The organism is Microcoleus sp. D2_18a_D3 (genome assembly GCF_036702455.1).
Classification (GTDB): Bacteria; Cyanobacteriota; Cyanobacteriia; order Cyanobacteriales; family Microcoleaceae; genus Microcoleus.
In genome coordinates, this window is sequence record NZ_JAUBTK010000065.1 from 19,118 (window position 1) to 39,524 (window position 20,407).

18 protein-coding genes are annotated in these 20,407 nt (G+C 44.7%); 15 read left to right on the top strand and 3 right to left on the bottom strand.

The genetic code is table 11. The features are described 5' to 3' along the window. The first annotated feature begins 109 nt into the window (after positions 1-109). The 5 genes from QUB06_RS24830 to QUB06_RS24850 all read left to right on the top strand — a co-directional run bounded on the left by QUB06_RS24830 (position 110) and on the right by QUB06_RS24850 (position 6,433). Positions 110-661: a hypothetical protein gene (locus tag QUB06_RS24830; protein ID WP_333437548.1), complete on the top strand. Its 552-nt coding sequence runs from the start codon at positions 110-112 to the stop codon at positions 659-661. 170 nt (positions 662-831) lie between these two features. Further along, positions 832-1,389, top strand: a complete 558-nt coding sequence (locus tag QUB06_RS24835) for a Uma2 family endonuclease (protein ID WP_333437549.1) — start codon at positions 832-834, stop codon at positions 1,387-1,389. A 213-nt stretch (positions 1,390-1,602) separates the two neighbouring features. Further along, entirely contained in the window at positions 1,603-3,033 is a 1,431-nt protein-coding gene (locus tag QUB06_RS24840; protein WP_333437550.1) for an MFS transporter, read from the top strand. Between the two features lie 539 nt (positions 3,034-3,572). Further along, positions 3,573-3,746, top strand: a complete 174-nt coding sequence (locus QUB06_RS24845) for a hypothetical protein (protein ID WP_333437551.1) — start codon at positions 3,573-3,575, stop codon at positions 3,744-3,746. Between the two features lie 329 nt (positions 3,747-4,075). Beyond that, positions 4,076-6,433, top strand: a complete 2,358-nt coding sequence (locus QUB06_RS24850; RefSeq protein ID WP_333437552.1) for a polysaccharide biosynthesis tyrosine autokinase — start codon at positions 4,076-4,078, stop codon at positions 6,431-6,433. A gap of 224 nt (positions 6,434-6,657) precedes the next feature. On the opposite strand, the gene QUB06_RS24855 is transcribed toward QUB06_RS24850, so the two are convergent. Further along, entirely contained in the window at positions 6,658-9,117 is a 2,460-nt protein-coding gene (locus QUB06_RS24855; RefSeq protein WP_333437553.1) for a CBS domain-containing protein, read from the bottom strand. Between the two features lie 267 nt (positions 9,118-9,384). On the opposite strand from QUB06_RS24855, the gene QUB06_RS24860 reads away from it, so the two are divergent. Next, positions 9,385-10,059 (top strand): HEAT repeat domain-containing protein, encoded by a 675-nt coding sequence (locus QUB06_RS24860; RefSeq protein ID WP_333145617.1) that lies wholly within the window; start codon positions 9,385-9,387, stop codon positions 10,057-10,059. Between the two features lie 90 nt (positions 10,060-10,149). Here the strand turns inward: QUB06_RS24860 and QUB06_RS24865 are convergent, their stop codons facing one another. Next, a complete protein-coding gene (locus QUB06_RS24865; protein WP_333437554.1) occupies positions 10,150-10,566 on the bottom strand; it encodes a PIN domain-containing protein in 417 nt (138 codons plus the stop codon). After that, on the bottom strand, positions 10,563-10,790 hold the full coding sequence (locus tag QUB06_RS24870) for a hypothetical protein (protein WP_194067282.1): 228 nt from the start codon (positions 10,788-10,790) through the stop codon (positions 10,563-10,565). Before QUB06_RS24870 ends, QUB06_RS24865 begins: the two co-directional genes overlap by 4 nt. 328 nt (positions 10,791-11,118) lie before the next feature. On the opposite strand from QUB06_RS24870, the gene QUB06_RS24875 reads away from it, so the two are divergent. The 9 genes from QUB06_RS24875 (at position 11,119) to QUB06_RS24915 (ending at position 20,332) form a co-directional block, all read left to right on the top strand. Then, complete coding sequence (locus QUB06_RS24875; protein WP_333437555.1) at positions 11,119-11,373, top strand: hypothetical protein; 255 nt, start codon at positions 11,119-11,121, stop codon at positions 11,371-11,373. Between the two features lie 99 nt (positions 11,374-11,472). Continuing rightward, on the top strand, positions 11,473-11,832 hold the full coding sequence (locus tag QUB06_RS24880) for a metalloregulator ArsR/SmtB family transcription factor (protein WP_333437556.1): 360 nt from the start codon (positions 11,473-11,475) through the stop codon (positions 11,830-11,832). A 116-nt stretch (positions 11,833-11,948) separates the two neighbouring features. Then, positions 11,949-12,977, top strand: coding sequence for a PstS family phosphate ABC transporter substrate-binding protein (locus QUB06_RS24885; protein ID WP_333437557.1), 1,029 nt, complete (start codon positions 11,949-11,951; stop codon positions 12,975-12,977). A gap of 37 nt (positions 12,978-13,014) precedes the next feature. Continuing rightward, positions 13,015-14,166 (top strand): ACR3 family arsenite efflux transporter, encoded by a 1,152-nt coding sequence (gene arsB / locus QUB06_RS24890; protein ID WP_333437558.1) that lies wholly within the window; start codon positions 13,015-13,017, stop codon positions 14,164-14,166. A gap of 6 nt (positions 14,167-14,172) precedes the next feature. Then, positions 14,173-14,829 carry an arsenical resistance protein ArsH gene (arsH, locus tag QUB06_RS24895; RefSeq protein WP_333437559.1) on the top strand — a complete coding sequence of 219 codons (657 nt, stop codon included), beginning with the start codon at positions 14,173-14,175 and terminating at the stop codon, positions 14,827-14,829. A gap of 36 nt (positions 14,830-14,865) precedes the next feature. Then, positions 14,866-15,261 (top strand): arsenate reductase, glutathione/glutaredoxin type, encoded by a 396-nt coding sequence (arsC, locus tag QUB06_RS24900; RefSeq protein ID WP_006633827.1) that lies wholly within the window; start codon positions 14,866-14,868, stop codon positions 15,259-15,261. Positions 15,262-15,462: 201 nt separating this feature from the next. Further along, positions 15,463-16,449, top strand: coding sequence for an arsenosugar biosynthesis radical SAM (seleno)protein ArsS (gene arsS / locus QUB06_RS24905; protein WP_333437560.1), 987 nt, complete (start codon positions 15,463-15,465; stop codon positions 16,447-16,449). A gap of 297 nt (positions 16,450-16,746) precedes the next feature. Continuing rightward, entirely contained in the window at positions 16,747-17,472 is a 726-nt protein-coding gene (locus QUB06_RS24910) for a TVP38/TMEM64 family protein (RefSeq protein ID WP_333437561.1), read from the top strand. A gap of 433 nt (positions 17,473-17,905) precedes the next feature. Continuing rightward, positions 17,906-20,332 (top strand): ATP-binding protein, encoded by a 2,427-nt coding sequence (locus tag QUB06_RS24915; RefSeq protein WP_333437562.1) that lies wholly within the window; start codon positions 17,906-17,908, stop codon positions 20,330-20,332. Positions 20,333-20,407: the final 75 nt, after the last annotated feature.

Here is a 20,407-nt window from a genome sequence, read left to right on the forward strand (position 1 = left end):
GATTACGCACTATTGCCTTATAAACCCGGTTCCTCTGTAGATTTCTCACAAAAACTAAAAATTTGCGTAGAAACCGCGTTTAAGAGCGTATTATAGGGATTAAAAATTCATGTCAGAACCAAATATTTTCCCAACAACACTGCAAACAGCCAACCCAAATACAGAAAAATTGTTGTGGCTGTTCGGTTTTCGGATCGACCCCGGCACCGAAATACCAAATCTATATACTCTAATTGTCTATGGAGAACAAGAGCCGCCCTTAGTAGCGGGCGGTCAACTTGTATTTTTTACCCGTCCAGAACTAGCGATTAACGCTCTCCAATTGTGCAATATCGATGTCAGCAAACTGGGAAAGCCACCCACACAAATAGACGCTATTTGCGACATTGCAGAAACGCTGTACTTGCTCGATGCCGAAGATTTTGACGAGTCAGCTACTATCCTCAACTGTTTGAACGCGCTTTTCGATTTAGTGAAAGCTACTTTAATACCGATGCCAACTGAATACAAGCGCATACTTTATGATTTTGCCGACCATTTGAATATTGAGGAAGAGTTTGCAAGTTTTTTAGACGCAGAAGATATTCAGCGATCGGAAATTGTCAATGCCATTTTGTGGTGTGTGGGAGCAATTACAGCTAAATCTAGATTGCTGACATAGCAATTTTAGTTGGGGATTTTAGATTGGGGATTTTGGATTTAGAGTAGTCCGGGACTATACCAAATAAACCGCGTTTGTTACCATTGTTAAAGTCTCTTATCCAGTATTTTGATAAAAAAACGGTTTCGGCCTTTAGGATAATAGATAATATAGCCAAAGGAAATCGTGCCATGACTGTAACAGATGTACGCTTGTGGACTGTAGACGAATACCGCCGCATGACCGAAACTGGCATTCTCAATCCCGATGAACGAGTCGAATTAATTGACGGGCAAATTATTTCAATGAGTGCAAAAAACCCTCCGCACGCAGCAACTAACCTCTGTGCAGCCGACTATCTCAAAAATCTGCTGGCAGGACTTGCTTTAATTCGCATCCAAGACCCGGTTACTCTAAGTATAAATTCAGAACCAGAACCGGATATTGCTGTAGTGCAAATTGACCCTCGGCTGTACCAAGATTTTCATCCCGCACCAGACAATATTTTCTTATTAATAGAAATAGCTGACACGACTTTAGAAACAGACCGCAAGCGGAAAGCACCGGCTTATGCTAAGGCGGGAATTAGTGATTATTGGATACTTGATGTTAACACGCGGCAAGTTTATGTTTTTCGCGAACCGGGCGAGGCCAACTACCGACAAGAAACAGTATTTAATGAAGATGATGTTTTGTCAATGCTGGCATTTCCCGAAATAGAAGTTCAGATTTCGCAACTTTTTCCTTAAGTAGGGGCAGGATTTACCAAGCATAATTGCCTAAGACAAATAATCTGGTAAAGCCGCCCCCACTAACCTATCAATTACCAATTACCCAATTATCAATTACCAAATTTTCAGGCTCGTCCCGATCGCTACAAAAAACTTAGTATTAGGGCGTAGCGCGAGTTATACTCCTACTGGAAAGACTGTGACTGCCAAAAAATCCCGACATCAAAGTTTATGAGCAACACTTCCGGGCCTCGACCAGCCGCCGACAACCCCAAAACAAAAAAACTCAGCCTCTCAACAAAATTAGCTTACGGTGCCGGCGACCTCGGCCCGGCAATTACCGCTAATGTTTTGGCATTTTACCTCCTAGTTTTCTTTACCAATGTCGCTGGTTTACCTGCCGGCTTAGCCAGCAATATTTTGGTAGTTGGCAAGGTTTGGGATGCCATAAATGACCCGATTGTGGGGGTTTTGAGCGATCGCACTTCTCACCCTTGGGGCCGCCGATATCCTTGGATCATATATGGTGGAATTCCCTTCGGCATATTCTTCTTATTGCAGTGGATTGTACCTAGCACGGATCACACAGTCTTATTTTGGTACTATGTTGCGATCAGCATTTTGTTCAACACCGCCTACACGGCTGTCAATCTTCCCTACACTGCCCTGACTCCAGAACTTACTCAAGACTACAACGAACGCACTAGCCTTAATAGTTTTCGGTTTGCTTTCTCAATTGGCGGCAGCATCTTTTCATTAATCTTAGCTCTAATTATCTTTGCTGTATTTCAAAACAACCCGAATCAACAATATTTAGTATTAGGTGCAATCTGTGCAGTTATCTCTGTCTTGCCTTTGTACTGGTGCGTTTTGGGAACTCGCAAGCACGTCGCCGCCCAACTATTAGAAAACGCCGAACTAGATAATTCTACATCCTTGCCACTAAAAGAACAGTTGCAGATTGCATTTAGCAATCGCCCTTTTTTGTACGTCATTGGAATTTATCTTTTTTCTTGGCTGGGAGTGCAGTTGACTGCTACTATTATTCCTTACTTTGTTGTTAACTGGATGCAACAGCCACAGTACGTTTTTAGCTTGGTTGCGATCGCAGTTCAAGGCACTGCATTAATCATGCTATTTGTTTGGAGTAAAGTCAGCGAGAGATACGGCAAAAAAGCCGTATATTTTATGGGCATGAGTTTGTGGATTATTGCCCAAGCTGGACTTTTTTTCCTCCAACCAGGACAAGTATTGCAGATGTACATATTAGCAGTCATGGCAGGTATCGGAGTTTCCACGGCTTATCTAATACCTTGGTCGATGATACCGGATGTGATCGAACTCGACGAACTGCAAACAGGAGAAAGACGCGAAGGCGTTTTCTATTCCTTCATGGTACTGCTGCAAAAAATCGGATTGGCAGGGGGTTTGTGGTTGGTAGGCCAAGCATTAGAAGGAGCTGGATTTCTATCTACAGTTCCGGGACAGCCTGCACCCGTACAGCCAGAGTCGGCACTGTTTGCGATTCGAGTTGCGATCGGGCCGCTGCCCACAATTGCTTTAATTGCTGGCATGATTCTTACCTATTTTTATCCCATAAGCCGCGAAGTTCATGCAGAAATATTGTTGAAACTTCGAGAAAGAAAAGCACAAAATCAGTAAGCGCTAATAATGAGTAGTTGGTAAGTAGTAAAATCCAAAAACAACAACTACTGATAGCTAATCCGGGCGATATCTATAGCAATCCTCCCATCACGTGCCAACTCTTTTTTTTGTTTAACAGTGTGTCCTCTTCTTATGGCATCGGTTAATTCACAAAAAAGCCCGTTGCGCGTTTCCCGAAAGGATTGCTATAGCTTGCTCGGAGGGCGAATCAAAGCGATAGTTTTAGTAATAGCCCCGGAATGCAGAAACCTAGTTTTTTTACGAAAATACATAAATCGCGCCGCGCCATCCGCCTCGGTAGAAAAACCGCGAAGGCTTGAGTTGTTCGAGATGTCGATCGGGCTTGAGAACACAAATTATTAAATTTTATGTCTGTCGCGCACTAAAGAGCTCAGTATGTGATATAATTACCACGATAAACTAAGTATATAAACTTAATCACTCATCCTACTCCTCAAAAAGTTTATAATTAAAAGAAGAAACAGATTTTTATCGGAAATTGATTCGATTAGTTGCCGTTCCCAAAAATCTGCAGAATGTGGCTAATTATATCTACATGGGAAATGCAAAACTTTTTAGCCGGTCAGTTAGCGCGTAAGTTAACAGGTGCTTCTGCCGTTGACTTTGAACCGAAAAATGGCATAGAGGACAAACCAATACCAGCGCAAGCGGCGGCTGAGGTATTACGGTCAATTGTAAAAGTTTGGTAAAGTTATTGAACCCCCTGTCGCGAAGCTGAGCGACACCTGAAAAAGTTTGCTTCGCCGCCCGGAAACCCCAAATACAAGCACAAGGCAGCAGACCCCAAAAGCAGTCTGATATAACTCTCCAGCAGTTGTAAAAGAACTTTTGGCGCTGGCCTAGCATAGGGATTTAGTTATTTTTGTATACTATGTGAAAGTAGTGAGAACTATTAGAAGGAAGTGGGCTCGACCAACCAATAATTTCGTGTGATATCCTTAAGCCAATGCTCAAAGTATCAACCCGAAGGCTCGCAGAAGAAAGCTGATTTTACCCACAAAATATCCAAGAGGTCAACATGGAAAGAGAACAGGACGCTCATATCGTACCCATTAGCAACCAGAGCCGACAGGTGCAGCAATTTTCCGTTGACGAGGGAGAAGAGTTAAGCGCGCAGCCTCAGAAAGGATTGAATCTAAAGCCGTTGTTGAGGACTTTTCAGCGCCAAGCCTTAATCATTATTGGGATTATAGCTCTAGTAGGCGGTGGAGTTGCTTATCAGATCAAGGGAGGCAAGAAAACATATCAAGGCGATTTTCGGATGCTAGTGGAACCCGTGACAACGGAGGCCAGAATTGCTGACCCCTCTGCCCTAGCAAATCGCGGCGACGGGGGGGGAGTGCCTAATCGAGATTTTTTTAGTTTGGACTACGCAACTCAACTTCAAATTCTCCAGAGTCCTCAGATGCTGTCGGCTATTGTTAAACAAGTCCAAAAACGATATCCAGAAGTTACCGAGGAAATTCTTCAAAAAGGATTACTCGTTTTGCGGATGGGAGAAGATGAGAGGACGATGACTAAAATTTTGGAAGTTCGCTTCATGGGGACCGATCCTAAATTAGTTGAGGTCGTTTTACAAGAAACTAAAAAGAAATATTTAAAGTACAGTCTTGACGAACGCAAGACTCGCATTGGTGAAGGTGTTAAATTTATTGAAGACCAGCTTCCGGGACTCAATAAGCGCGTAAACAAGCTGAAATCGGATTTACAGGTGATACAGGAGCAGCAAAAGATTACCAATCCTCAAGAACAAGGCGCGCAATTAATGGAGCAAGTTCGTACCGTAGAAACTTTAGAGTTAGAAACTCAAAGGCTACTGCAAGAACAGAAAACGCTGTACGCTAACTTGCAAAAACAATTAGATTTTACACCAAATGAAGCTATTGCCGCTTCCGCTTTAAGCGAAGAACCTCAATATAAAGAGTTGCTGACCAAGGTTAAGGAAGTAGAAGGTCAGATTGCTGTAGAAACAGCTCGTTTTAAATCTGCTAACCCTATAGTGGAAGCTTTAGAGCGCAAGCGGGCAAATTTAGTAGCTTTGCTCAACCAGCAAACTGATCGAATTTTGGGGCAAAATTTAGTAGGCACCCAAGCCAATTCTAAAGTTCAGAATTTTCAAAATTCGATTCGCATAGGCTTGATTAAACAATTGGTTGATACTGCTAACCAAGTTCAAGTCTTAGAAGCTCGCCGTCAGGCAATCAGCCAAACTAAAAACAATTTAAACCGACAAGCAACAGAATTCCCCACCATAGCCCGCCGCTACAACGAACTGCAACAGCAATTAGAAGTAGCCGCCCGCACCCGCGATCAACTTTTAAGCCAGCGGGAAACTCTGCGCGTCCAAGCAGCTCAAAGCCAAGTACCTTGGGAAATAATTTCTGAACCACGGATACCGCGAGATGCTAAGGGCAACCTGATTCCAGTTGCCACGAAAGCTAAAAACAAATTTGTGATGGCAGTTGTTGGGGCGCTAGTGTTGGGTCTGGGAGCTGCTATCCTCATTGAAAAGTTCCGCAATATTTTCTACTGTGCTGATGACGTTAAAGATGGGGTTGAAGCGCCTTTATTGGGAGCAATTCCTCTTGACAAAAATGCTAGAAAATTGCCGCCTTCTATTGCTAATGCCTATGCTTATCTTGAAGGAAAAGAGGGTAATAAGAAAAAGGCTGCGGAATTTATAGAAGCTTTTGACTCTCTTTATACTAATATCCGCTTTCTTTCTTCAAATCGAACGATTAGCTCTTTGGCAATTGGTTCGGCTACAGTTGGCGAAGGCAAATCTACCGTTGCTTTAAACTTAGCTCACGTGGCAGCGCTGGCGGGTCAGCGAGTGCTGTTAGTAGACGCTAATTTGCATTCCCCCAGCCTGCACTTGCTGTTGGAACTGCCTAATGTCAAGGGATTGAGCAACTTGCTCGACCATAAAAACGAACCAAATGAAATTATCCAACGATCGCATCTAGCAGATAATCTTTTTGTATTAACTGCCGGTCTCCCGAATCCTGGTACTGCCAGACGGCTGGCATCATCTCAGATGCAGTATTTAATGGAAGAACTTCAGGCCAAATTTGACTTAGTTATCTACGATACGCCGCCGCTGGCGGACAGTAAAGATACGAATTTTTTAGCGGCGCGCACCGATGGCATACTGATGGTTGTAGCAATTCACCAAGTCCCCTTTTCTGTAGTCAAAAAAGTTTTCAGTCAATTAGAAAATTTTGGCATACCATGCTTGGGCACAGTTGCGAATCATGCCCCTAAACGCAAGAAGTATCCAGCATCGAGATCGTCAGTTGTTGAAGATAAAAATGAATATTTGAATTTGACACCAGCACCGTCTCGTATCCGCAAACTAGCTCCCAAAAAAGAGTGATACCCAACAAAGATGACCTCCAAAAAAAAGGATACAAGCCCCCGACAGGAGTCATGGAAATCCCAAAATTTTAGACTCTTGTTCAATCTCCCAGATTCGTCTGTGGAGTAAATCGAAAATCTAAAATCTTTCGACTGAGCGCGACTTGACGATCGCGCTCGCCGAACCTCTTAGGCCGAAGTCTAAAATCTAAAATCTAAAATCTAAAATTGACTGATGGCGGACTAATTTCCATCGGGATTGGTAGGAAATGTGACGGTAAAATTAGTCCAGCCATTCCTGCTTTCAACCTCAATTTTTCCTTGCAACTGTTCGACAAGTTTTTGAACTAAAGCTAAACCCAAACCTGTACCTCCTTGTTTCCAAGGATCGGCGTTGGGAACTCGATAAAATTTCTCAAAAATTCGAGGCAATTCCTCTATGGAAATGGACGATTGATTGCTGAGTGTAAATTGGATTTCTGAAGCCACAGCACTTGCTTGTCGCGAATTTGTCCTTTGTCCTCCTTGTTCCCCCTCTCCGTTTTTGCACTCAACTTTCAGAAAAATTTCGCCGTCATTGGCAGTATATTTGCAGGCATTGTTGAGGAGCTCGGCTAAAATTCGTCCCAAACTAGCGCGGTTGGAACTGATCGTGGGGAGGTGGCGATCGCACTCTACTCGCAAATCCTGGTGGCGGTCGTGGGCGCGGGTGTAAAACGGGTCGATAATAGTAGGCAGCCAGACTTCTAAGTTTACTGGTTCGAGGTCGATCGGACAAGTTGCAGCTTCGAGCCGCTGCAAATCTAGCAAAGCATTAATCAAATCTGTTTCTCTAGTACATTCTGTTTCTAAAATTTCTAGATAAATCTGGCGCCGATCTGGTGTGGGAGAAATTCGCAGCATATGAATAGCCATTTTTATATTAGCTAAAGGCGTCCGCAGTTCGTGAGAAACTGTGCTGAGAAATTCATCCTTGAGGACGTTTAAATGCTGGAGTTCGTGAACTTTTTGCTGCAATTCGGCGGTGCGTTCTTGGACTTGGCGTTCGAGGTCGGTGTTGAGATTCTGGACTTGCTGATAGAGTTGGGCTTGCTGAATGGCGATCGCGATTTGAGTTGCCAGTTGCAGCAGCAAATCCACTTCCGAAGGCTGCCACTGACGGGATTGGGAACACTGATGAACACACATCATCCCCCACAAATTGCCGTCTTGCAAAATTGGTACAATCAAATAAGCTTTGATTTGCGCTTGCTTGAACCGGGCATATTTTTCGGCGCTCAAACTGGCTTGGTCGAGGTCTGGAACCGCATAAATTTCCTGTTCGACCACCGAAGCAGATTCTTGCCAAATATTATCCGGCATGATTTCTCCCAAGATTGAAGGCCAATTTTCGGCAACGGATTCTGCCACTACAATGCCGTAATTGCTGGACTCTAAATGCAGGATGGCTACTCGGTCAGCTTGCAAAACTTGGCGGACTTCATCGACGCTGGCGTTGAGAATTTCTTCGAGGTTTAAGGATTGGTGAATCCGCAAGGAAATGTGAGTTAACAGCCGATCGCGCTGCAATTGTTCGTGGAGTTTTGCAGTCCGTTCCCGCACCTGCTGTTCCAGTTTGGCATTGCGGCTTTGCAACAGTTCCACTTTTTCGGCTTGCAATTGATAAACCGACTGCTGCAACTGTTTGACAACTCGGTACATTTCGGTGGGATCGAGGACTCTGAGCAAGCTGGTCTGAGTAATAATTCCCAACAGTTCTCCGCGCCCCCCGCACACGACCAACCGCTGCACTTGTTGCTGCTGCATTTCTTTGTGCGCCGTCCATAGGGAATCGGAAGGTTGAAGAAATTGCAGGGGAGTTCTCATGACTTTTTGAGCTGGGGTTTCCTTGAAATTTAGTTCGAGAAACTGGGCCTGCACAATGTCATATTCGGTAATAATTCCCAGCGGTTGGTGAAAGGAATAGTGAAAAATGGAGGTATAGTCATCTTTGGGCTTCTCCATTGTTAATTCTTTGTTTTTTGTAATCACTACGCAACTGACTTGATGCTCTGACATCAGTTCGGTTATGGTCAGCAGCGAGGCGGTGTGGGGCGCTGTAATTGGCGTAGTCATTAATTCTGCTACCCGCCGCAATTTAAGAATGTTTGAAGGCTGCAATACTTGGCGAATTCTTTCCCGTGTCAGCACTCCTACCAAGTGGCGAAATTGATTGACGATCGGCAAATAGCGAATCTTGTGCTGGCGAAATAAGGATAAAGCGGTAAACACGTCCTGGTCATCGGATTCTGTGAGGGAGACCGACACCGGGGACATCACTTCGGAAATTGGTATTTTGTGCAGGGCTACTTTGTGCTGGTTGTCTATTGTGCCAGAAGCTATCAGCCTCACTAGGTCGGCGGGAGTTAATATGCCGATTAACAGTCCGCGGCTGGGGTTGTCGGATAAGTTGCCTGTGGTAATAGTCTGCTGGTTCTGCACGACGAACACGCAGCGGGCTCGCACCTTTTCCGGCGCGGATGTTTCGGTCATCGCCCCCCGGTCTGAGGGTACAGGTGTTTTGACTAGGGGACAACTGTTTTGCAACTGACTCATCAGCGCGATCGCCACTGCTAAGGAAGTTTCTGGCGCGGCAGTGAGGGGGTAGCGATCGATCGCTTGTTCTAAGGCTGAGGAGTAAAAGGGCGGGTGGTAGAACGGCATAGTTGATCAGGTTGTCAGAGGGCGGCTAACTATCGGGCAAAGCCTTGGGGAACGGCAGAAACACCTCGCCTGTGCTTGGGATTTAAATAATAAACTTTCTCTTTGATTATTTCCACGCAATCTGAGCTTTAGATTAATCGTCTCACTAATCCGCAATCTTACTCATCTCAAATACGCAGGGCGGTTTTTACTGCCTGCTTTTCCCCTGAGACTCCCCTATAATCAAAATAACCCGAATGTAAAGTTTTACTACAAGATTTATCCATAATGACAACTTTAAGCTTAGAGCAAATTGCAGCCAAGTTAGAAAGCCAAAATTCCGCCGATCGAATGGTGGCTTTGGCCAACTTGCGGAATGTGCCTGCTGCTGAGGCGGTGCCTTTAATTAAAAAGGTGTTGAACGACGAAAGTTTGCAAGTGCGATCGATGGCTGTGTTTGCTCTTGGGGTCAAACCGACAGCAGAGTGCTATCCCATTCTAGTCAAATTGCTAGAAACTGACCCGGATTACGGCATTCGCGCTGACGCTGCGGGTGCTTTGGGCTATCTCGAAGATATCAGAGCTTTTGATGCTTTGGTGCGCGCTTTTTACGAAGATACTCAATGGCTGGTGCGGTTCAGCGCTGCTGTTTCTCTGGGGAATCTCAAAGATCCCCGCGCCCGCGACGTGCTGCTAAAAGCTCTCGACAGCGAGCAAGTGGTGATCCAGCAGGCGGCAATTTCGGCTTTGGGGGAAATTAAGGAAATTGGGGCGATCGATCGCATCCTCAATTTTGCTCAGTCGGAAGATTGGCTGATCCGCCAGAGGCTGGCTGAAGCTTTGGGCAATTTGCCGAGTATTAAGAGCGTTTCGGCTTTAAAATACTTAGAAAAAGATAGTAATTCTCAAGTATCTAAGGCGGCAACAATTTCTCTCGATCGCCTGTCAAAAGCAGAAGGATAACAGATACCCATACTTTTTTTGTAAGTGTTTCATTTCCGGGCTTTGAAGCCGGGGATGAAACACCTATAGCCTAATTTATTCAGCCCTCTGCTAGGTCAACCGATTGCTCAGTTCTTGAGGTGACAAAACGGGAATCGGCGACCCTGCGAATCCATTCACATCCCGAGTAACGATCGCCTCTAACTCTAACTCGATCGCACACGCTATCTGCACCGCATCTTCAAAATCCGGCAATCCCAGCGCGATCGCTTGCTCCAGAACCTCTCGATCCACCGCACAAATTTCCATCAAAGCCAACAGTCGAGTTACCGCTGCAATCGCAGCTTCAGAACTCTTGGTTTGTCGTCCAACCAAATAATGCACATCCGTAACCGTTGTCGCCGACATAAACCCTTCAACTGCCCCCGATTCAACGGCATTCAGTAAAAAAGCAGCATCCGCTACAAAAGGTTCGCGGGCAAGCATTGCATCCAGTAAAACATTGGTATCAAATAAAACTTTTATCACAGATACTTTTGGACTAACCGCTCATCCAACATTGCCTTTACTTCTGCATCTGTAGGTGGTGGCGCGTCCGTTTTCGCAATGCCAATTAAACTAGCGGCTAAACCCTTCGGTTTCACCTTCGATCGGGGTTTCGGTTGGAGCGATCGCATCAAAGCATTAATTAACTGCCATCGCTCCTCGGCAGACAACCTCAGTGCTCGGTCTTGAAGTTCGCGTAACGTCATAGTAATTATCTTTGACAGAAAGCATTGGACAAGCAGGCAAGTATATAAATACCTCCGCTTCAAAATTTTAGCGCCTCAAGTGATATAATCTTAGCTTCTTAAAAACACTTAATTTTTCACAACGGGCAGTATCTGGAAATTTTTCAAATTAGAAGGAAGTGCGATCGAGATTGACACCAGCGAATATTTTATTAATAATGTGGGTAAAATTCTCGGTATCTTAATAAATTTTATAGAGTCTTGAGTGAAACCAGAATGTATTATTTAACCTGCTGCGTGCAAATCGCAAGTTAGAATAGTTGTTGATATCGTTTAACCAAAGCCAGCCATGAATCAAGCGCCCAATCCCTTTAACTCAAATCCATCCAATCCGCTAGACCCGTTGGAGCAAGAAGTTGACGAGCAAGGTGAAGGCTTGCCGAGACAGTACCACCCGGCCACTAAAAAAACTCTGCAAAAAGTCTTTATCATTCTGGTAGTTGTCGGGGCAATTATTGGGGGAATTTTATCTATAGGGGTGATTTCGCTGATGCAAAAAGCCGGACTCACTGATGTGCCGGCGCGGGTACAGACTCCGAAGTAATATCGACTCCGAAGGATCTGTCGATGCTGAATGCACTGATTTTCGGGGATGAAACTTGAGAAACTATGATGTTTTGTATGGATGTTTTCTAAATAATTGATGCTTAAAAATTCTACGACTGCACCCGATCGCATTTCACAGCGACAGATTTCGGAAAAACTTGTCTCCGCAGGCTTTCACGCTCTTTCTGACCCCCTGCGGATTCAGATTCTGGAGTTGCTGCGGGAACAGGAGTTGTGCGTGTGCGATTTGTGCGATCGCCTGTCTGTCCCCCAGCCTAAACTCTCTTTTCACCTCAAAACCCTAAAAGAAGCTGGTTTAGTTCGCAGCCGCCAAGAAGGTCGCTGGATTTACTACAGCCTCAATTTAGCTCAGTTTATCGCCCTCGAACAGTACCTCGCCGAATACCGCCGTTTCAGCCAGATCCTGCCGGCGCGCCCCTGTTCTGACGCAGATTAACCCATCAACTTTTCTTAATGTGTTTATTGGCTATTTGTCTTCCCTCAGACTTGACATATCAAATTTTATTGATATGATTCCAGTGTACCCCTTAGTTATGGCATTGGGTGAGGTCAATGAACCCAGCAGAAAAGCCCAAGGTTTTCGCACTAAGTATAATTGCTTTGACCATAGGTGCGATCGGGCTTCTCAACTCCTGCGGACAAGTCCCGTCGCCAGAATCGCAAAGCATTAAAATAGACGGTTCCAGCACTGTGTATCCAATTACGGATGCGATCGCGAAAGAATATCAAAATACCAATCCCAAAAAAGCATCAATTACTGTTGAATTCTCCGGTACAGGTGGAGGATTTAGAAAGTTTTGTGCTGGCGAAACTGACATCAGCAACGCCTCGCGACCCATCAGCCCAGGGGAAATGGAAGCCTGCAACAAAGCTGGCATCCGCTACTACGAATTACCTGTCGCATTTGACGCGCTCACAGTAGTAGTCAATCCCAAAAATGACTGGGCAAAAGACATTACTGTAGCCGAACTAAAAAAACTTTGGGAACCCGCCGCCCAAGGAAAAATTACCCGCTGGAATCAGATTCGACCCAATTGGCCAAATCGACCTATAACCCTTTACGGTGCAGGCAAAGATTCCGGTACATTTGACTACTTCACAGAAGCAACAGTAGGTACTGCGAAAGCCAGCCGCACCGACTATACAGCTAGTGAAGATGATAATGTTTTAGCGCAAGGAGTTATTAAAGACGAAAATGCTTTAGGTTACTTTGGATTGTCCTATTACGAAGACAACCAAAGTCAATTGAAACCTGTAGGTATTGACAGAGGCAAAGGAGCAGTGTTGCCATCCCGCGAAACTGTAGAAAAAGCTCAGTATCAGCCCCTGGCACGACCTCTATTTATCTATGTCAACTACAACTCGGCTCAAAATAAAGTAGAACTACGCAACTTTGTAGAATTCTACATGAAGAAAGCTTCGACCTTAGTTAGTTCTGTGGGTTATATTCCTTTACCAAAAGAAGGATATCAACTAATTTATCAGCACTTTTACAATGGGAAGGTGGGCACAGTTTTTGGTGGTCAAGCTCAGCTTGACTTGACTATTGGCGAGTTATTGCGACAGCAGGCTAAATTTTAATTTTTTCTCATGAATTTTCACTTACCAGTTAACTAAAATGAACCATCCTCAAGCAACGAACTCACCTGTCCAAGCAGGAAGCAAGCTCAGTTTTTTTGAAAGATACCTCACCCTTTGGGTATTTCTTTGCATTGTAGCCGGTATTATTCTCGGTAGATTATTCCCCAGCGTCGCCGTCACCCTTGATGCTCTCAGCTTTTATCAGGTGTCAATTCCTATTGCCATTTGTCTATTTTTTATGATGTATCCCATCATGGTAAAAATTGACTTTACCCAGGCAGCCCATGCAGCGCGATCGCCCAAACCAGTAATCTTAACATTAGTCGTCAACTGGCTCATCAAACCATTGACAATGGTAGCCTTTTCTCAGTTTTTCTTAGGTTGGCTATTTCGCCCCCTCATTACAGGCAGCGAAATAATTCGTGGCAGTGAAGTATCCATCGCTAGTTCCTACATTGCGGGGACAATATTATTAGGAATTGCCCCCTGTACTGCGATGGTTTTAATGTGGGGATATCTCTCTTACGGCAACCAAGGACATACCCTCGTTATGGTTGCTGTTAATTCCCTAGCCATGCTGTTTTTATATGCACCATTAGGCAGATGGCTGTTAGCAGCAAATGATTTAGTTGTTCCTTGGCAGACAATAGTATTGTCTGTATTCATTTATGTGGGTTTGCCATTAGCCGCCGGAATGTATAGCCGTTTCTGGATTTTCAAACATAAAGGGCGAGAATGGTTTGAACGAGAGTTTATGCAATATTTGAGTCCAGTTGCTACCGCTGCCCTTTTGATTACGCTAATTCTTTTGTTTGCCTTCAAAGGAGAGTTGATTGTTAACAATCCTCTGCACATTCTTTTAATTGCTGTGCCTCTGTTTATCCAAACAAACTTCATTTTTCTGATTTCTTATGTAGCAGCTTTAAAACTCAACCTGTGCTACGAAGATTCAGCACCGGCCGCGCTGATTGGTGCTAGCAATCATTTTGAGGTAGCGATTGCTACGGCTGTCATGCTTTTTGGCTTAAACTCAGGTGCAGCATTGGCCACAGTTGTAGGTGTTTTAATTGAGGTTCCAGTGATGTTAATGTTGGTAGAAGTCTGCAAGCGAACAGCATTTTGGTTTCCCCGAAAACCAGAAACAGCATCGCTGCGAGACCCTCGTTGTCTTCCCAATTCCCATTGCTAGAATCTCATGAACAAATTTACTCATAAACCCCGAATTCTCTTTTTATACGGCTCTTTAAGAGAGCGTTCTTACAGCCGCTTGTTGGCGGAAGAATCTGCTAGAGTGATCGAGGATTTCGGTGCCGAAGTTAGGTTTTTTAATCCTCTAGAATTGCCGATTTATGGTAGCGTTCCCGATACGCATCCGAAGGTTCAGGAATTGCGGGAACTGAGCCTGTGGTCGGAGGGTCAAGTCTGGTCTAGTCCAGAAATGCACGGCAATATTACTGGCATTATGAAAAACCAAATTGACTGGATTCCTTTAAGTATTGGGGCCGTCAGACCGACTCAAGGCCGAACTTTGGCGGTGATGCAAGTCAGCGGCGGTTCCCAGTCTTTTAATGCTGTGAATACTTTGAGAATTTTGGGCCGCTGGATGCGGATGTTTACGATTCCGAATCAGTCTTCGGTTGCGAAAGCTTATCAGGAATTTAATGAAGATGGGACGATGAAGGATTCACCTTATCGCGATCGCGCGATCGACGTAATGGAGGAACTGTACAAGTTTACCCTGCTGTTGCGGGAGCAAGCCGACTATTTGACCGATCGCTACAGCGAACGCAAGGAACAAGCCGCTAAAGAGGCGATCGCCCTAGCAAATCGTGCTCTTGAAACATCTAACTAAGAACCACCAACTAACAACTAACAACCCACAAAAACCATGAAAAAAGTAATGTTTGTTTGCAAAAGAAACTCCTGCAGATCGCAAATGGCAGAAGGATTCGCTAAAACAATCGGAGCCGGCAAGATTGGAGTCACCAGTTCCGGGTTAGAATCAAGCAGAGTTCATCCGACAGCAATTCAAGTCATGTCAGAAATCGGCATTGATATCACCGATCAAACATCCAACCCATTAAGCGAATTCAATGCAGAAGACTACGATGCAGTAATTTCTTTGTGCGGCTGCGGTGTGAATTTACCCGAAGCGTGGGTATTGCGAGAAGTGTTTGAAGATTGGCAACTCGACGACCCCGACGGACAACCCATCGAAACTTTTCACCGCGTTCGAGATGAAATTAAAGCACGAGTTGAAACATTAGTTGACTCTCTAAAGTAAGATTAATCGTCCTACACCCACGGGTGGTCAGAAACCGGGTTTTTTTCTCATAAGATGCGTTACAGCCCGCAAAAACGGCAAAAAACCCGGTTTCTTGGGTTTTGATGCGTCCAGAACTATTAGAATTAGTGCTAAATTATGAGAGGCGTTCCGTCGGAACGCCTCTACATTCGTTGCGAGCACAGACCAAAAGGTTAGCACATGATTCAGACAGCAGTCACCCCTTTCAAAAACAAAATTCACTCAGCTTTAACTAAAAAGCAGATTACAGTTTTACAAATAAATCTCGGCAAACGCTGCAATCTCGCTTGCACTCATTGCCACGTAGAAGCTAGCCCGACACGAACAGAAGAACTTTCCCCGGAAATTTGCGACCAATTAATTGAAATCATTCGCCGCTTTCCTCAAATTAAAACTGTTGACCTCACCGGCGGTGCTCCCGAAATGCTTTACGGTTTTAAACCGCTAGCGGAAGCTGCCAGGGCGGCAGGTAAAGAGGTAATTGTTCGTTCTAATTTGACGATTTACTTTGAAAAAGGTTTTGAAGATATTCCCGAATATTGCGCGCAGAACCAACTCAGAATTGTGGCGTCGCTTCCCTGCTACCAAGCTGACAATGTGGACAAAATGCGCGGCAACGGTGTGTTTGACAGTTCGATTCGGGCGCTGCAAAAGCTAAATCAGTTGGGATACGCAAAAAACCCAAATTTAATTCTGGATTTGGTGTACAATCCACAAGTGCCGGCAACAGACAAGTTTTCGCTAACACCGGAACAAGGCAAGTTAGAGCAAGATTACAAGGTTTATTTAGCCGAACATTTTGGGATTTGTTTTAATCAATTGTTCGCGATTACTAATTTGCCGGTGGGACGGACTAAGTTTCATTTGGAACATAAGAAACTGCACAAGCCTTATCTGGGGTTTTTGGAGGATAATTTTAATCCCGGTACTCTGGAACATTTAATGTGTCGTAACGAATTGTCGATAGACTATTTGGGCAATGTCTACGACTGCGATTTTAACCAGATGGAAAATCTGCCGGCGAAAACTGGCAGCGGGGAAAAGATAACTGCTGCTAAATTGCTGGAATCTGGCAGTTTAGAGGTGATTCAAGAGGTGCAAACGGCTGCTTATTGTTATGGATGTACGGCGGGTTCAGGTTCTAGCTGCGGCGGTACTTTGATTTGAGCAATACAGTAGGGACACTCCAAGAGCCCATAGGTGTCAAGTTAAGGTAGAACCCATAGTCCGGCAGGGGTTTAAACCCCTGCCTCAAAGCTAAAGTCCTCTAAAAGAGGACTGAAGAAGTTATTAGTCCTCTTGAGAGGACTTTCGCTATTAGACAGGGGTTTCAACCCCTGGCGGACTGGCGGGTGGGCGGATGGACTTGGCGGGCTAACAGCTTAAGTTGACACTAATGGGCTTTTGGAGTGTCCCTACCCTGGAAACGACGGTGTATGCAATTTAGACTGGGGAGTTTAGGTAATGAATGATTCGCGATCGCCCGGTGAAAATCCGCCGCCATCCAACAGGTGGAAGCTGATTTTAGGGATTGGTTTAGCTGTGGCTTTAATTGCAGCGACCAGGTTTTTTAACTTCCAAGGAATTCTGAAAAATGCGCTGGAGTCGATCGCGAGTCTCGGCCCTTGGGGCCCGGCAGCTTTTATTCTAATTTACATTGTCGCAACGGTTCTATTTATCCCCGGTTCTTTGCTGACTCTTGGTTCTGGCGTTTTGTTTGGAGTCGTTGGCGGTTCGGTTTGTGTTTCCATCGGCTCGATTTTAGGCGCAACTTGCGCTTTTTTGGTAGGGCGGTATTTAACTCGCGACTGGGTTTCCAAACAGATAGAGGGCAATCAAAAATTTAAGGCGATCGACTCCGCAGTTGCCTCTGAAGGATGGAAAATTGTGCTGCTGACGCGGCTTTCTCCCATTTTTCCCTTTAATTTACTTAACTATGCTTTTGGAGTCACGCAAGTATCTCTAAAAGACTATTTTTTCGCATCTTGGATCGGCATGATTCCCGGAACTGTCATGTATGTTTATATCGGTTCCCTGGCCGGGAGTTTGGCTGCACTCGGATCGCAAGGGCGATCGCGCACTGCTGCTGAATGGGCTCTCTACGGGATTGGTTTGCTAGCAACGATCGCCCTCACCGTTTATGCAACCGGCTTGGCTAAAAAAGCTTTAGACGAAAAAATTTCCCCTTGAAACCACAGCGCAAATTGGTAAATTTGTCAAGAGGGTTGGGCCCATACATTATAATACATTGCTAATTTAAAAAACTCCGTATTTTCTCTGTGTTATTTACAATTATTTTGTTATACAAACGAGATAGAGATTAAAGATATCGTAAAGCAGTTACCTCAATTAGGTAAACCGAAGGTCAAAATATAAAGCTGATGCCAAAATAGAAGGCAAGGGTGCGATCGGAATAAGAATTGTTTGCAGCCAGGAATGCAAGTCATACCATTTTAAATTTGAGATTTGAGATTTGAGATTGCGAATGACTGATGCCTAGCAGGGTTGGGATCACCGGCCTACAGTTGCATTATTTTCTGAAACTGGTCTCACGACTTGACTGATATTAATTCTGCCGAATGACCAATACCGTTTGATGAATTTGATTCGGAGAGAACATTTGATGATGCAAAACCCAGCAAATCAAGCCGGATCAGTGTCTGCGCCGCGGCCACACCAAACAAAAAAGCTGCGCCAATTTTGGGCAAACATCAGCAATTCTGCTCAATCGCAGTGGCAGCAAGCGCACAGTCTTTGGCAACACAGACGGCAGCGCCGCCATTTGCTGACCCTGCTAATTCTGGCCACCACGGCTTTAACCATTAGCACAACTGCTTGCATCAGCTATTTTTTTGTGCGGGGGCTAATCCTTGACAATTTAAAGCAAATAGCACTATTAAAACTAGAAAAAGGCACCGATGAAATCGACCGCTGGCTCAGCAGCCGCAAAGCAGAAATAGAAACCATTGCTTACGATCCTACGGTGGGCACTCTCAATTGGCAATTAGTCGAGCCCCGGTTGCAAGGAGAAATATACAGATTAAAAGAGTATTTCATCCTGTCATTAACTCAACCAGACGGCTCATTTATCAACACTTTAGGCAACCGCGCGAACAGCAAAGACCGCCAACACTTTCAAAAAGCAATGGCCGGACAGCTCAACGTTTCCGACCCGCTGATCGGCCGCAGTACAAAAGTTTCTACGATCATCATTTCAGCTCCTATTTGGGCCTTGCCCCCCGCTCCAAATCAAGTAATTGGAGTCCTATCGGGCAGCATTAAATTAGACCGAGTAACATCTGTCGCTAACAGCTTGCTGTACGGTTCTGACAGTTATGCTTTTGCGCTCAATTCACAAGGAGTACCAATTGTTCATCCCAACAATAACTTAATCGGAAATATCGACCTGCCGACCCCAAGCTTTTTACAGTCAAAAGACCCCGCACTCTCCACAATTGCGCGGCAGATGATCGACCGCCAGACGAACATCGAACTGGTAAAAATAGATAACAAATGGGTGTATGTGGCCTATGCTCCCCTCAAGGAAGTTAACTGGTCGATGGCTTTAGTAATTCCCCGCGAAAATATTGAATCCCAACTGCAAGCATTAAATTTGCTGACATCCGTAGTCGCCGGACTGCTCATCCCGGCAATGCTAGCAGCCATTTGGCTAATTTACTCCTCCGAAAACAATCGCGCTCAAGCGGAGCGAGAAGCCATGCTCAACCGGATTGCTGGACGCATTCGCGCTTCCCTGGAATTAGACCAAATTGTGCAAAGTACAGTCGAAGAAATAGTAAGTTTGCTGCACCTAGAACGGGCGGCTTTTGGTTGGTACAAACCGCAAGAAAAAAGATTACAAATCCTGTGGGAATGTTGCCCATCTGATTCTCCGACACAAGCCATAAAGTTTGAGTCTTACTTTCTGGAAAATGTGTTAGTACGGAGTGGTCAAGGCGAACCAATTATTCTTTCGAGCGACACTTGGGCGAAGGGTGTAACTCAACCGCCGGAACTTAAAGCTAATAGCTATTTAGCCGTACCTGTCCAGACTCAGAACCAGCCGCAGGGTTATTTAATTTGCAGCCACGCTACTCATTGGCTTTGGAGCAGGGAGGAAATCCAACTGTTAAAAGCTGTAGCCGACCAATTGGCGATCGCAATTACTCAAGCTCACCTTTACAGTCAAACCCAAGACCAAGTAAAACTGCTTAATAGTGCCTTAAATGAACTGAAAAAAACTCAAACTCATTTAGTGCAGAGCGAAAAAATGTCATCCCTAGGCCAAATGGTGGCTGGGATAGCGCACGAAATCAACAACCCCGTTAACTTCATTTCGGCTAATTTGCCTCACACTAGCAAATATACTAAAGATTTATTAGAGTTGGTGAGTTTATACAAAGAAGCCTTCCCAGAGGTTCCCCAGGAAATCGTAGATTTTACCGAAGAAATAGAGTTAGAATTTATCGAGGAGGATTTGCCGCATATATTGAATTCTATGAAAATAGGAACCGAACGCATTCGCAGCATAGTTCTTTCTTTGCGAAACTTTTCTCGCCTTGATGAATCTGACAAAAAGCAGGCGGACATTCACGAAGGTCTAGAAAATACCTTGCTGCTGCTCTCCAACCGCATTAAAAATAGAATTTATATAGTCAAGAAATACGGAAAAGTGCCTTCAGTCGAGTGCTATCCGTCTCAGCTAAATCAGGTTTTTATGAACTTGCTGAGCAATGCGATCGATGCTTTGAACGAGATCGATCGCCTGGATAAAATTATTACTATTTCCACGGGAGTAGTTCGCGAACATGGCGGTAAATTTCTGAAAGTGGCGATCGCCGACAACGGCCCCGGCATTCCCGACAGCGTTAAAGACCAAATTTTTAACCCATTTTTTACTACTAAAGAGGTGGGCAAAGGCACGGGTTTGGGGTTAGCAATTAGCTACAAAATTGTCGTGGATGGACACGGCGGCAGCATCACAATTTCTCAACCTCCGGGCGGAGGCACGGAGTGTTTGGTAAAAATTCCTATTACTAACGGAAAGTAAGACGATTTTAGATTTTAGATTTTAGATTTTAGATGTTAAATTTGGGAATGACTACTGATGAAATAAGAGTTTATA

Excerpts from the sequence above, each read along its gene's own strand:
- QUB06_RS24830 (WP_333437548.1), top strand. The coding sequence starts at position 110 with ATGTCAGAACCAAATATTTTCCCAACAACACTGCAAACAGCCAACCCA.
- QUB06_RS24835 (WP_333437549.1), top strand. The coding sequence starts at position 832 with ATGACTGTAACAGATGTACGCTTGTGGACTGTAGACGAATACCGCCGC.
- QUB06_RS24840 (WP_333437550.1), top strand. The coding sequence starts at position 1,603 with ATGAGCAACACTTCCGGGCCTCGACCAGCCGCCGACAACCCCAAAACA.
- QUB06_RS24845 (WP_333437551.1), top strand. The coding sequence starts at position 3,573 with ATGTGGCTAATTATATCTACATGGGAAATGCAAAACTTTTTAGCCGGT.
- QUB06_RS24850 (WP_333437552.1), top strand. The coding sequence starts at position 4,076 with ATGGAAAGAGAACAGGACGCTCATATCGTACCCATTAGCAACCAGAGC.
- QUB06_RS24855 (WP_333437553.1), bottom strand. The coding sequence starts at position 9,117 with ATGCCGTTCTACCACCCGCCCTTTTACTCCTCAGCCTTAGAACAAGCG.
- QUB06_RS24860 (WP_333145617.1), top strand. The coding sequence starts at position 9,385 with ATGACAACTTTAAGCTTAGAGCAAATTGCAGCCAAGTTAGAAAGCCAA.
- QUB06_RS24870 (WP_194067282.1), bottom strand. The coding sequence starts at position 10,790 with ATGACGTTACGCGAACTTCAAGACCGAGCACTGAGGTTGTCTGCCGAG.
- QUB06_RS24875 (WP_333437555.1), top strand. The coding sequence starts at position 11,119 with ATGAATCAAGCGCCCAATCCCTTTAACTCAAATCCATCCAATCCGCTA.
- QUB06_RS24880 (WP_333437556.1), top strand. The coding sequence starts at position 11,473 with ATGCTTAAAAATTCTACGACTGCACCCGATCGCATTTCACAGCGACAG.
- QUB06_RS24885 (WP_333437557.1), top strand. The coding sequence starts at position 11,949 with ATGAACCCAGCAGAAAAGCCCAAGGTTTTCGCACTAAGTATAATTGCT.
- arsB (WP_333437558.1), top strand. The coding sequence starts at position 13,015 with ATGAACCATCCTCAAGCAACGAACTCACCTGTCCAAGCAGGAAGCAAG.
- arsH (WP_333437559.1), top strand. The coding sequence starts at position 14,173 with ATGAACAAATTTACTCATAAACCCCGAATTCTCTTTTTATACGGCTCT.
- arsC (WP_006633827.1), top strand. The coding sequence starts at position 14,866 with ATGAAAAAAGTAATGTTTGTTTGCAAAAGAAACTCCTGCAGATCGCAA.
- arsS (WP_333437560.1), top strand. The coding sequence starts at position 15,463 with ATGATTCAGACAGCAGTCACCCCTTTCAAAAACAAAATTCACTCAGCT.
- QUB06_RS24910 (WP_333437561.1), top strand. The coding sequence starts at position 16,747 with ATGAATGATTCGCGATCGCCCGGTGAAAATCCGCCGCCATCCAACAGG.
- QUB06_RS24915 (WP_333437562.1), top strand. The coding sequence starts at position 17,906 with ATGATGCAAAACCCAGCAAATCAAGCCGGATCAGTGTCTGCGCCGCGG.